Genomic DNA, 12,281 nt, shown 5'->3' on the forward strand with positions numbered 1-12,281 from the left:
TGACCGGGCTGACGACGTCGTTCAACACACTCAATAACGAAGCCGTCAAGTACGATACGACTGGCGGCGTCACGAACTTCAACAGCATTACGCTGAATCCCGGCGGTACGTCGACGCAAATCCATAATGTCGCAGCCGGCACGGCACCCACCGATGCGGTCAACGTTTCACAGCTGACGTCCGCCGTGGCCGCCAGCGCGACGCACTACTACAGCGTCAATGACGGCGGGACCCAGCAAGGCAACTTCTCAAATAACGGCGCGACCGGCACCGATTCGATCGCGGCCGGGCCGAACGCAACGGCTTCCGGGGCAAATGGCGTAGCGTTGGGCTCGGGGGCGACGTCGAGCAGCGCGAACGCCGTCGCACTCGGCAACAACGCGCAAGCGACGGCGGCCAATTCGGTCGCGCTCGGCGCCAACGCGACGACGACCGCTAACCTCGGTCAGGCGGCCTACAACCCGGGCACGGGCGTCTTGGCGGGTACTGCACCGATCGGCGAAGTCTCCGTCGGCTCCGCGGGCAATGAGCGTCGCATCACGAACGTGGCGGCAGGCGCCGCGGCGACCGATGCCGTCAACGTGAGCCAGCTGCAATCGGTCGAGTCGCAACTGACGCAGACGCAAAACAACGCCCTACAGTGGGACCCGACGGCCAACGGCGGCACCGGCGCCTATAACGCCGATCACGGTGGAACCGGGCCGAACGTCATTACCAACGTCGCGCCGGGCGCGTTGAGCCCCACGAGCACCGATGCGGTCAACGGCTCGCAGCTCTACACCACGAATCAGAACCTGTCGACCCTCTCGACAACGGTCAACAATATCCAGAACGGCGCGGGCATCAAGTACTTCCACGCGAATTCGACCGCGGTCGATAGTCAGGCGGTCGGCACCGACAGCGTCGCGATCGGTCCGCTCGCGGTCGCGACCGGAAACGACAGCCTCGCCGCGGGCAACGGGGCCCAGGCACAATTTTCCAATGCGCTCGCGCTAGGCTCTCGGTCGACTGTTTCGGTTGCGGACGGCGTTGCGATCGGTTCTGGCTCTGTGTCGGACCGCACCGGTTCGGTCGGCAGTGGCACGATTGCGGCCGGATCCCATGTGGTCAGCTACAACACCACAGACGAGAATCTGCTGGGCGCCGTTTCATTCGGCGTGAATGGGAGCACCTATCGCCAATTGACCAACGTCGCAGACGGCAGCCAGCCAAACGATGCGGTGACCGTCAGACAGCTTACCGGCGCGCTTGCATCCTTCTCCGTCACGCCGACGAAGTACTTCCATGCCAATTCCACGTTGGCCGACTCACTGGCGGTGGGCGCTCAGTCGATCGCCGTCGGGCCGACGACAGTTGTCAATGGCGATAACGGTATCGGCATCGGCAATGGCGCGATCGTCAGTCAGGTCGCGCCCGGGGGTGTCGCAATCGGTGAAGCCGCGAACTCGGGACAGCCGGACGCCATCGCACTGGGCAGCGGCTCGACCGCGAACGGCGCGCAATCGATCGCCCAAGGCGCAAATTCGAATGCGGGATTCACCGGCGGTATCGCTCTTGGCTCCGGCGCGACCAGCAGTGCCGTCGACGCTGTTGCCCTCGGAGCCGGCGCGCAGGCCACCTTCGCGAACAGCGTCGCATTGGGCGCCGGTTCGTTGACGACGATCGGGGCGCTCTCGAATTACATCGGATACGGCTTGAGCAGCCCCACTTCATCGGTGGGTGAAGTCAACGTCGGATTCCGCCAAATCACCGGTCTCGCACCGGGCAAGGCGGCCACCGATGCGGTCAACGTTTCGCAATTGCAGGCGGTTCAGCAACAGTTGACGACGCTGATCGCCAACGGCGGAAGCTTCTCGTCGACTTCGCCTAGCGGCGGCAGCAGCGGTACGACTTCCGCGACGCCGACGGGCCCGAACTCGTCCGCGGGCGGCTCAGGCGCGGTAGCCTCCGGGTCCAGCAGTACGGCGGTCGGCAACAACTCGCAGGCGTCCGGAAACGGCACGACTGCGGTGGGCATGGGCGCGACCGCCACCGGAAACAGCTCGACCGCGATTGGCGCGGGCAGTAACGACGGAGGCCGCTCGGACGTCGTAGCCGTGGGCTCGACCACCTCGACGCGTCAAGTCATCAACGTCGCGGCCGGTACAGCGCCGAACGACGCGGTCAACGTCCAGCAGTTGAGCAATGCACTGTCGCAAGCCAACAGCTACACGGACAACCAGATCGCGGGATTGCGCAACAGCCTCGACTCGTATCGGCGCGATGCCGATGGAGGCGTGGCTACGGCGATGGCGGTCGCCGGCCTGCCGCAGCCGACGGGCCCGGGCAAGAGCATGGTCGCGATCGCGGGCAGTGTCTACCGCGGCCAATCGGGACAGGCGCTCGGCGTCTCGACAATCTCCGAGAACAACCACTGGATCTACAAGGCGGCCGTCTCGACGAATACGCGCGGTACCTATGGCGCGGTGGTCGGCGCCGGATACCAATGGTGAGCGGGTTGAAATTGTCGCAGGACGCGGGGAGAGCGGCGCTATGAACGATGGCGACCGCTATCACCCCGCATACCGCAACGTCATTTATTTCGGATTCCTATCGGCTATGAACAAGAAAACTCTTTCAACGCTCATTGCGGCGCTCTCGTGCCTGCTCGGCCTTGCCGCATGCGTCGGCCCCACGACCGACACTTCTTTCCCGAAGCCGGATATGGCTACGACGCCCGACGGCACCTTTCCGAACGTCGAGAATCTGCGAATGGTCGACCTCGGCATGACCAAGAATCAGCTTTACGAATTGCTCGGGCCGCCGCACTTTCATGAGAGCGTTTTTCATGTGCGCGTCTGGAACTACCTGTTCCATTTCCGCACGGGAGATAAGACAGTCACATGCGAATATCAGATTCAGTTCGACAAGGACAGCCGAGTGAGCCAGACGCGATGGAAAGATGAGGAGTGCGAACAATTCGCGCCTGCCAAGGTCGCGAGCGGCGCAAACGCGGCAGCCCCCGAGCCTGCTGAGGCTACTCCGGTGCAATAGGCCCGGAAGGCGGCGTCCGACGCTGAGCCGAAATGTTCGTGAAGGCAGATGCCGAAGGATGGAGTCCACGGTTGTGCGGCGCGCTTGCGTTGTGCGACCCTGGTGCCGACGCTCGGCGAGGATTTCACGATAGCGCGCATCGCGGTTCCCCCGGGGTTCCCTCGTACCTCAGCGACGGGACCCTTTTAGCCGGCTCGTCCGGCTTTTTTTGATGTTGCGTCGTCGTGCTGGCAAAATCCTTCGTTGACTATTTGCGGTACGAATCGGAGAAGTTTTAATGAAAGGTATCACCGGGGTATCGAGAGTCGCGGGAGCATGCCTGCTCGCCGCACCGCGGCCGAATCAGGGCAGCGTGCCGCAGGCGAACGTTGGCGGCAAATGAGCACGATGAGCGATTCGCAGCGCGATAGCATGCGCGCGGAACAAACAAGACGACGCTTTTGCGGCAGCGCGGCGGAACGGACGCAATGATCGATGGGACTATGCGGTTGTCGAGAATCCATGACCACTTCGAGGCGGGAGAACTGATCGAGGCATCGGAGCTTATCTCCGACTGGTTGGCGCATGCGCCCGACGATGTCGGCGCGGCGACCGTGCAAGCTCAATTGTTGCGCCTCTGCGGACGCTACCGGGACGCTCAGGCCTGGCTCGATCGTATTTTTGCCGCGGCACCGGAACACGGTCCCGCTTGTGTCGAGGCCGCTCGCCTCTCGGCTCAGATCGGCGACCTGGACGGCGCGCTCGTTTGGTTCGATCGCGCCCACCGCGTAATGCCGGATGCCAAGGACTGGCTTGACGAATGGGCGGTGGCCGCGCAGCAGAGGCAGCGGCCGGATATCGGCGTCCCAGTGGCGAAGTTGTGGTGCGAAACTGAGCCGGAGAGCGCGAATGCATGGTTCACGCTCGGGCTTTTGCACCAGGAAGCCGGCGCGCATGACGCGTCGCTCGAGGCCTATCGACGAGCGACGGCGATCAACCCCGATTTCCCCATGCTGCGCAACAACCTCGCGGCGCTGCACTACAACCGCGATGAGCTCGAGGCTGCATTGAGCGTCGGCAAAGAGGCCATCCAAGCGGAGCCTGGGCATCATTTCGCTTGGACGAATCTCGCCAACACGTGGCTTCGATTGCGCGAGCCGGCTAAAGCATTGCTCGCTGCGCGACGGGCCGCAACGCTGGCGCCCAACTACGGGTTGGCCCAGCTGGCATTGAGCAACGCGGCCCGGGAATCGCAGCTTTGGGACGAAGCGTTCGAAGCCATCGTGCGCGCGGCGACCGTGTCCGGCGCCGATCCGAAAATTCAATTCTCGGTGGCGATGCTGCAGCTGATGCGCGGCGATTTCCAGAACGGCTGGATCAACTTCGAGGCCCGCTGGCACGGCTCGCCGGAGCTGAGCGGTTCGCCGGGGTTTTGTCCGGAGCGGCGCTGGCGTGGCGAGGCGCTCTCGGGCAAAACGCTGCTTGTATGGGGCGAGCAGGGGCACGGGGACGCCATCCAGTTTATTCGCTTCTTGCCGTTGCTCGTGAAGCAAGCGCGCGACGCAGGGGGGAGCGTTATCTGTTGCTGTTTTCCACCGCTCTTCGAGCTCTTCGAGCGGAGCCTGGCCGGCCATGACGTTACGGTCCTGCGGAGCGACGTGCCGCGGCTCCCCGCCTTCGATTATCAAATCCCGCTCGCCAGCTTGCCGCTCGCGCTCGGCATTACGCTCGAGACGCTTCCTGCGCCGGCCTCTTATCTCTCGGCGGATGCGGCGAGCGTCGCGCACTGGCGCGATCGAATGTCGGCGCACAACAAGTTGAAAGTCGGACTCGTCTGGACCGGCAGCCGGACCCATCAGCGCAATCCGCTTCGCGCGGTCGCTCCGGAGGTTTATGCCGAGTCCTTCTCGGGATTGCCTGGGATCCAGTTCTATAGCCTGCAGGTCGGAGAGGCGCAGGATGTGGCGCGGATGGCCGGCGCGGGATTGGATGTCATCGATCGAACAAGCGAGCTGCGGACTTTCGATGACACGGCGGCACTCATTTGCAATCTCGATCTCGTGATAACCGTCTGCACGTCTGTCGCGCATCTGGCAGCGGCGTTGGGCCGTCCGACATGGCTGCTGCTCGACGCCAATCCGCATTGGGTGTGGATGACGGAGCGCCGGGACAGTCCGTGGTATCCGACGGTAAGGCTTTATCGCCAGCGCCGCTATAGAGACTGGACGGCGCCCTTGAATGAAATACGTGCCGATCTCATGCGAGAGTTGGGCGATTGAGGGCTGGCATGCAGGTTGCTCACATCGGGTCGAGCCTTGCACAACCTAGTCCCGTCCGTTTTAACGCATGCCATGAACTCGCGCATTTCCAAAAGCAGCAGCGCCGCGACGACGGCCGAGGAGATGCCGCCCGGCCTGCGCCATAGCGACGACAGGCAGCCCGGCTTCACACGCAAAGCCATAGACGGCGGCTTCGCCTACTTCGATCTTCGGGGAAAACGGATCACCGATCCGGAGGAAATCCGGCGCATCAATGCGTTGGCGATTCCGCCTGCCTACAAGGACGTGTGGATTTGCCCCGATGCCCGGGGACACTTGCAGGCGACAGGCCGCGATGCGCGCGGGCGCAAGCAGTACCGCTATCACCCGCTTTGGCGCGAGGTGCGCGACGCGAACAAGTACCAGCGCATGGCGGCATTCGGCCGGGCGTTGCCACGCATTCGCGCGCGGGTGACGCGTGACCTCAAACGACCTGGTATGCCGCGCGAGAAAGTAGTGGCTGCGATCGTCAAGCTGCTCGACGCCACCCTCATTCGCGTGGGCAGCGAGGAATACGCGCGCGAAAACGGATCGTATGGCCTGACGACGTTGCGCAAGAAGCACGTGAAAGTGTCGTCCGGGCAAGTGCGCTTCCGCTTTCGCGGCAAAAGCGGAATCGAGCATGACGTCTCGATCGAAGATGCACGCGTGAAGCGAATCGTCCGCCGCTGCGCCGAGCTGCCCGGTCACGATCTCTTCAAGTACATCGACGAAACCGGTGAGCGTCGCTCCGTCGGCTCCGCTGACGTCAACGATTATCTACGCGAGGCCAGCGGGGCCGATTTCACGGCGAAGGACTACCGCACCTGGGCCGGGAGCGTCTACGCCCTGGCATCGTTACGCCGGCTCGACTCGGCGAGCGCCACGCAAGCGCGTCGTCACGTCGTCGAGACGATAAAGGAAGTGGCAACGCTTCTGCGCAATACGCCTGCAGTATGCCGCCGGTGCTATGTTCACCCGGCAGTGGTCGCTGCCTTCGAGGCGGGGGAACTGTCGACGCTCGATTGCGGAGCGGCGCGGCGAGGCTTGCGCCTTCACGAGGCCGAGCTTTGCCTGCTACTGGAGCAGGCGCAAAAGCGCGCGGCAAAGTTGGCGCGTCAATCGGCACGCAAGGGTGCTTCGCGAAACGGCGCGGCCGGGCCGGACGCCGATGTGTCATTGACCCAACTTCTCGGCAAATCGAGGGCGCTGCACAAGGCCCGCCGCAACAGGAGCCGCGCGGCTGATCGTTCGGCGCCCTCGGTCGCCGCAGATTCGCCGTCGATTCGTAGCGAGTCTGTCTGATCATACGAATGCGATCGCGTCACCCTGCTTCTCGACGACAGTATTTCGGCAAACTCCTCCCGCCGACGCGCAGCCGGCTTGGCTTACCGCGTTCTCTGTCTTGCAGGCCGCCACATCACCGCAGGTTATCGCTGGTTCAAATTATTTCACTAGGCGGTTATCGGTCCCCCTTCTACCATAGCGTCAATCGGAGGCCGCTTCCGAGGCCACAAGAACGAGTCGGAGACACCCATGACTTCCTCCCCCCAACCCGTTGTCGCACTCACGTTGGGCGATCCCGCCGGGATCGGTCCTGAGCTGATCGCGAAGCTGCTCGCCAGGCCGGCCGCTACGGAGCGCGCCAATATTGTCGTCGTCGGTGACCGCTGGCTATGGGAAGACGGTCAGCGCGTGGCCGGCACAGTCGTCGACACGGTCGACGTCACTTCATTCGGCGAAGTCCGAAGCCGGCCCGATACGTCCCGCCCGGCGTTTCTCGCCATCGATAGCGTAGCCGCGGCCGATGTCCACCGGGGCCGCGCCGAGGCGCCCGGCGGTCGATCGGTCCTGCGGATCCTGAACCTCTGCATGGACGCGACGCTCGAGGGCGTTATCGATGCGATTTGTTTCGCACCCCTGAACAAGCAGGCGATGAAGCTCGGCGGCTTGCGCCATGAGGACGAACTGCATCACTTCGCGGATTACCTCGGCGTAACCGGCTATTTCTGCGAGTTCAACACACTCGGCACGCTGTGGACCTCGCGCATCTCTTCGCACATCCCGCTGAAGGACGCCGCGAGCTACCTGAGCGTGGAGCGCATCGAGCAGGCCGCGGAACTCATCTATCGTTCGCTGCTCGCCAACGGCGTCGCGGCCCCGAAGATCGCCGTGGCAGCGTTTAATCCGCACGGCGGCGATGGTGGAACGTGCGGCCGCGAGGAGATCGACATTATCGAGCCGGCGGTCCGTGCGCTGCAGGCCCGTGACTGGCCGACCGGGTCGCCATTCCACGGGCCATTCCCCGCCGACACGATTTTTCTGAAGGCGCAGGCCGGCGAATATCAGGCGATCGTCACCATGTACCACGATCAAGGTCAAATCGCGATCAAGCTGATGGGTTTCTCTCGCGGCGTGACGGTGCAAGGTGGTTTGCCGATCCCGATCACGACGCCGGCTCACGGTACCGCCTATGACATCGCCGGCCTCGGCAAAGCCAATGTCGAAGCGACCTGGCAGGCCTTCGAGATTGCATGCCGGATGGGCGCGTCCTACCGCGCCGCTACGCGCACGACCGCTTGATCAACGAACGGCCTTGACCGGACCGCCGCGCGCGCTTGGCGCAGTGGGGGGTCATCGCTGACATTTCATTCCGACGTTAGCCCATGACCTCTCACACGAACCGGCGCTTTCAGGGCATCTTCCCTGTCGCCCCCACGACATTCCACCCGTCGGGTGAGCTGGATCTCGAAAGCCAGAAGCGCTGTATCGACTTCATGATCGACTCCGGCGCGGACGGCATTTGCATTCTCGCGAACTTCTCCGAGCAGTTCGCATTGTCGGACGATGAGCGCGATTTGCTCACGCGTACCGTTCTCGAGCACGTGGCTGGGCGCGTTCCCATCATCGTGACGACGACGCACTACAGCTCGGCCGTTTGCGCCGCGCGTAGCCGCCGTGCGCGGGAATTGGGCGCCGCGATGCTCATGGTGATGCCGCCGTATCACGGGGCGACCTTTCGTGTGCCCGAGCCGGGGATCTACGAGTTTTTTGCGGCCCTCTCGGACGCGGTCGACATTCCGATCATGATCCAGGACGCACCGGCCGCCGGCACGCCGATGTCCGCCGCGTTTCTTGCTCGCATGGCCCGGGAGATCGAGCATGTCGCGTACTTCAAGATCGAAACGGCGGGCGCGGCCACGAAGCTGCGCGAACTGATCCGCCTGGGCGGCGCGGCGGTGGAGGGGCCGTGGGACGGCGAGGAGGGCATCACACTGCTCCCCGATCTCGACGCGGGCGCCACTGGCTCGATGACGGGCGGTGCTTACGCGGACGGCATTCGCCCGATCATCGAAGCGCACCGGTCCGGAGATCGCGAAAAAGCATTTGCGCTATACGAGCGCTGGCTGCCGCTCATCAACTACGAAAACCGGCAGAGCGGCATCTTGAGCGCGAAGGTGCTGATGAAAGAGGGCGGCGTGATCGCCTGCGATGCCCCGCGCCATCCGATGCCGCCGTTGCCGCCGGAGGTGCGTGCCGGCCTGCTCGATACCGCTCGCCGCCTCGACCCGCTCGTGCTGCGCTGGGGACATTAGCGTTCGCCCCGTTTCAATCTGGAAAAGCCATGACATCCCGTCTCAAAGCCGTTCTCGTCGAGAAATTCAGCAACAGCTTCAGCGGCTATGACCTCGATACGGGCGAGCTGGCGTTGCGTGCGCAATTGCCCGCCTATCCGCATGAATTCGTCGTCGATTCGCGCGGCGCGTTTGCCTACGTCGGGCATTACGGCGTGCAGACCTTCGCTCACGAGGGCGAGGGTGGACACGAGGTTTTCATCGTCGACCTGGCGAGCGGCGAGCACGTCGCCTCGCTCGATTGCGCGCCCCATGGGCGCATTCACGGCATTCAGATCGATCGGCGCGACCGTGTCTACGCGCTCTCCGAGCAGGACAACGTGCTGCTCGTCTTCGATGAGCCGACGCAACGCCGGACGCCTGCGCGCGTCGTTCCGTCGGGGGGGGTGAAGAGCCACTTGTTCGTCGTGAGCAAAGACGGCGAGAGAGCGTATATCACGCATTTGCGATCGCACACGGTCACGCTCGTCCACCCGCACGCGCCCGATCGAGAGCCACTCGCGGCCCGTATCGGCGGACGTCCGGAAGGCTGCTGTCTGAGCCGCGACGAGACGATCCTTTACGCGGCGAGCCGAGACGATGCGACGCTCTCGATGCTCGACGCTCGAACGATGGAAGTCCTCAAAACCGTGGCGACAGGCGAAGACCCGACGCGCATCTATCTGGCGCGCGACAACCGCTTGTTCGTGACGAACTACGGCGAGCGCAGCATCGGCGTCTACGACGCGCAAACGCTGCAAGAACTGCAGCGAGTCCTGACGGTGCACAAGCCGATCGCGCTGGCTTTTCACCCCGAGGCGCCGCTTGCGTACATCCCGCTCAACGACAACAGCGTGGCCCGGCTCGATCTCGAGACCCTGACGTTGTCTCACGCATTCGCAACCGGCAAGGAGCCCGATGGGCTCGTGGTGCTGGCCGGATGACGCATCGCCGCCAAGCGGCCAGACCGAAAGATATCAATACAACGCGCGAATTCCGCGCGCATGGAGACGAAACATGACGACGTTCGAAGGTGTCGGCGCCGCGAGTGCCGCAGGCGATATCGCCGTACCGCGCAGCCGCTGGCTTCGAGTCATACCGCCGATTCTGCTGACCTGCATCATTTCCTATATGGATCGGGTGAACATCGCATTCGGGATGCCGGGCGGCATGAGTGCCGATCTTGCGCTTGCCGCGAGTACGGTGGGGCTGGCCGGGGGCATCTTCTTCATCGGCTATCTGTTTCTGCAGATCCCGGGCGGGCGGCTCGCGGCGCTGGGGAGCGGCAAGCGCTTCATCGCGTGGTCGCTTGTTGCATGGGCTCTGATTTCGGCGTTGACCGGCCTCGTCACGGAGGCGTGGCAGCTCTTGACGCTGCGCTTTGCACTCGGTGTTGCGGAGGGCGGGATGCTGCCCGTCGTGCTGACGATGGTCAGCCACTGGTTTCCCGATCATGAGCGTGGACGCGCCAATGCCGCCGTCATCATGTTCGTCCCGCTCGCCGGCATGATCACGGCGCCGTTGTCGGGCGCGGTTCTGGCGGCATTCAACTGGCACTACCTCTTCTTTACGACCGCGCTGTTGTCGGTGCTCGCGCTGGTGTTTTGGCTGGCATTCGCGAGCGACGGCCCCGAAACGGCGCAGTGGCTATCGGCGGCCGAGCGCGACTACATTCTGAATTCCAGGCTGGCCGAGCAAGAAGCGGCGCGCGGCAAGCATGGAGTTTCGGCCTCGTTCGCCGCGGTGCTCGGCGATCCGGCCATCTGGCGTCTCATCGCGCTCAACTTCTTCTATCAAATGGGTATCTATGGGTATACGCTCTGGCTGCCCACGATCCTGAAGAACCTGACGCATGGCGGCATGGGGCAGGTGGGCGCGCTCGCGATCCTTCCGTATCTGGGCACGATGGCCGGCATGTGGACGACTTCGCATCTGTCGGATCGGTTGGGTAAGCGCCGGGCCTTCGTGATCGGGCCGCTGCTGGGATTTGCGCTCTGTCTTTTCTTGTCGGTGCGCTTTCAGGCCAGTATCGGCTTGTCCTATGCCTTCCTGGTCGGCTGCGGCTTTTTCCTGCAGGCGGCGGCGGGCGTATTCTGGACGATTCCGCCGAAGCTCTGCAACGCCGAGCAGGCGGGCGGCGCCCGTGGCCTCATCAACGCCCTCGGGAATCTCGGCGGCTTCTGTGGTCCGTATGCCGTCGGCGTGCTCATCCAGCACTACAGCGCCAACGTGGGCGTCTACTGCCTTGCCGTGGCGCTCGTCGCAGCGGCGGCGATCGCGACCACGCTGCCTGCGCGCTGCGAGCATTGAACATTCATGATGCCGTGACAAGCAACCCATCCGATTCCGAAACAGCGCGCATCGACATCGTCGATGCGCATCACCATCTCTGGGATCTGTCGCGCGGCCATTACCCCTGGCTGCTGGAAGACTACGATCCCGATGCGTTCTTTCTAGGCGAGTATCAGTCGATTCGCCGCGATTTCCTTCCCGAAGACTATCGGGCTGCCGCGCGCGGTTGCCGCGTGGTAGCGACCGTCCACGTCGAGGCCGAGCGTTCGCGCGACCAGCAGGTCGCCGAGACTGCCTGGCTGCACGCGATGCATGAAAAGCACGGCTTTCCGAATGCCGTCGTCGCGCATGTTTGGTTCGATCGCCCGGATACCGAGGAGCGCTTACTCGAGCATTTCCGATACCCGCTCGTACGCGGAATACGCAGTAAGCCGGTGACGGCGTCTTCGCCAACGGACATTGACAGCGTACGTGGGCGACCTGGATCGATGCAGGACGATGCCTGGTTGCGCGGCTTCTCGCTGCTGGGCCGCCATGGCCTCAGCTGGGACCTCCGCGTTCCGGCATGGCATCTGCCGGAAGCGGCCGAGGTCGCACGTGTTTTTCCCGAGGTGCCCATCGTCCTCAATCATCATGGATTCGCCTGGGATCGCAGCGAAGAAGGGCTCGCGCGCTGGCGTGGCTGGATGGAAACGCTGGCACGTGAGCCGAACGTCCACGTCAAGCTATCGGAATTCGGACTGCGCGACCAAGCCTGGGACTGGCAGGCGAACGCGCGAATCGTGCGCGATACGCTTGCGATCTTCGGTTGGGAGCGCTGCATGTTCGCCAGCAACTTCCCGGTTGCTGGCTTGCGCATCGGCTATAGAGAGCTCGTCGACGGCATGCTGCGCATGCTTGCCGATTTGACGCCGTCGCAGCGTCGCGCGGTGATGGCCACTAACGCATTGCGCTTCTACAGGATCGATCTCGCGCCCCTCGCGACTCCGATTGTCGGCATCGGCGACGCCTGAAATGCAGGGGCGAAAGACGGGGCAACGCCCCGTCTCGGTCCCGCACGCCCTCA

Annotated in this window: 9 protein-coding genes; all 9 read left to right on the forward strand. The window is 63.8% G+C overall.

Features of this window, described 5'->3' with window-relative positions:
• Nucleotides 1-8: 8 nt before the first annotated feature.
• The 9 genes from AB4Y31_RS28645 to AB4Y31_RS28685 all read left to right on the forward strand — a co-directional run bounded on the left by AB4Y31_RS28645 (nucleotide 9) and on the right by AB4Y31_RS28685 (nucleotide 12,228).
• The gene (locus AB4Y31_RS28645) at nucleotides 9-2,492 is read left to right on the forward strand and encodes a YadA family autotransporter adhesin (protein WP_368677053.1); all 2,484 of its coding nucleotides are present in this window, start codon (nucleotides 9-11) and stop codon (nucleotides 2,490-2,492) included.
• A 40-nt stretch (nucleotides 2,493-2,532) separates the two neighbouring features.
• Nucleotides 2,533-3,033 (forward strand): outer membrane protein assembly factor BamE, encoded by a 501-nt coding sequence (locus AB4Y31_RS28650; RefSeq protein WP_368676946.1) that lies wholly within the window; start codon nucleotides 2,533-2,535, stop codon nucleotides 3,031-3,033.
• Nucleotides 3,034-3,500: 467 nt separating this feature from the next.
• Nucleotides 3,501-5,291 (forward strand): hypothetical protein, encoded by a 1,791-nt coding sequence (locus AB4Y31_RS28655; protein WP_368676947.1) that lies wholly within the window; start codon nucleotides 3,501-3,503, stop codon nucleotides 5,289-5,291.
• Between the two features lie 72 nt (nucleotides 5,292-5,363).
• Nucleotides 5,364-6,614 carry a DNA topoisomerase IB gene (locus AB4Y31_RS28660; protein WP_368676948.1) on the forward strand — a complete coding sequence of 417 codons (1,251 nt, stop codon included), beginning with the start codon at nucleotides 5,364-5,366 and terminating at the stop codon, nucleotides 6,612-6,614.
• A 231-nt stretch (nucleotides 6,615-6,845) separates the two neighbouring features.
• A complete protein-coding gene (locus AB4Y31_RS28665) occupies nucleotides 6,846-7,892 on the forward strand; it encodes a 4-hydroxythreonine-4-phosphate dehydrogenase PdxA (RefSeq protein ID WP_368676949.1) in 1,047 nt (348 codons plus the stop codon).
• Nucleotides 7,893-7,975: 83 nt separating this feature from the next.
• Nucleotides 7,976-8,905, forward strand: a complete 930-nt coding sequence (locus tag AB4Y31_RS28670; protein ID WP_368676950.1) for a dihydrodipicolinate synthase family protein — start codon at nucleotides 7,976-7,978, stop codon at nucleotides 8,903-8,905.
• A gap of 29 nt (nucleotides 8,906-8,934) precedes the next feature.
• The gene (locus AB4Y31_RS28675) at nucleotides 8,935-9,867 is read left to right on the forward strand and encodes a YncE family protein (protein ID WP_368676951.1); all 933 of its coding nucleotides are present in this window, start codon (nucleotides 8,935-8,937) and stop codon (nucleotides 9,865-9,867) included.
• Between the two features lie 73 nt (nucleotides 9,868-9,940).
• Nucleotides 9,941-11,233 (forward strand): MFS transporter, encoded by a 1,293-nt coding sequence (locus AB4Y31_RS28680; protein WP_368676952.1) that lies wholly within the window; start codon nucleotides 9,941-9,943, stop codon nucleotides 11,231-11,233.
• 14 nt (nucleotides 11,234-11,247) lie between these two features.
• Nucleotides 11,248-12,228 (forward strand): amidohydrolase, encoded by a 981-nt coding sequence (locus AB4Y31_RS28685; RefSeq protein WP_368676953.1) that lies wholly within the window; start codon nucleotides 11,248-11,250, stop codon nucleotides 12,226-12,228.
• Nucleotides 12,229-12,281: the final 53 nt, after the last annotated feature.

Origin of the sequence: Trinickia sp. EG282A (genome assembly GCF_040965455.1) — a bacterium.
GTDB classification, from domain to species: domain Bacteria; phylum Pseudomonadota; class Gammaproteobacteria; order Burkholderiales; family Burkholderiaceae; genus Trinickia; species Trinickia symbiotica.

Coding starts and splice junctions, on each gene's coding strand:
- AB4Y31_RS28680 (WP_368676952.1), top strand. CDS start 9,941: ATGACGACGTTCGAAGGTGTCGGCGCCGCGAGTGCCGCAGGCGATATC.
- AB4Y31_RS28655 (WP_368676947.1), top strand. CDS start 3,501: ATGATCGATGGGACTATGCGGTTGTCGAGAATCCATGACCACTTCGAG.
- AB4Y31_RS28660 (WP_368676948.1), top strand. CDS start 5,364: ATGAACTCGCGCATTTCCAAAAGCAGCAGCGCCGCGACGACGGCCGAG.
- AB4Y31_RS28665 (WP_368676949.1), top strand. CDS start 6,846: ATGACTTCCTCCCCCCAACCCGTTGTCGCACTCACGTTGGGCGATCCC.
- AB4Y31_RS28650 (WP_368676946.1), top strand. CDS start 2,533: ATGAACGATGGCGACCGCTATCACCCCGCATACCGCAACGTCATTTAT.
- AB4Y31_RS28675 (WP_368676951.1), top strand. CDS start 8,935: ATGACATCCCGTCTCAAAGCCGTTCTCGTCGAGAAATTCAGCAACAGC.
- AB4Y31_RS28670 (WP_368676950.1), top strand. CDS start 7,976: ATGACCTCTCACACGAACCGGCGCTTTCAGGGCATCTTCCCTGTCGCC.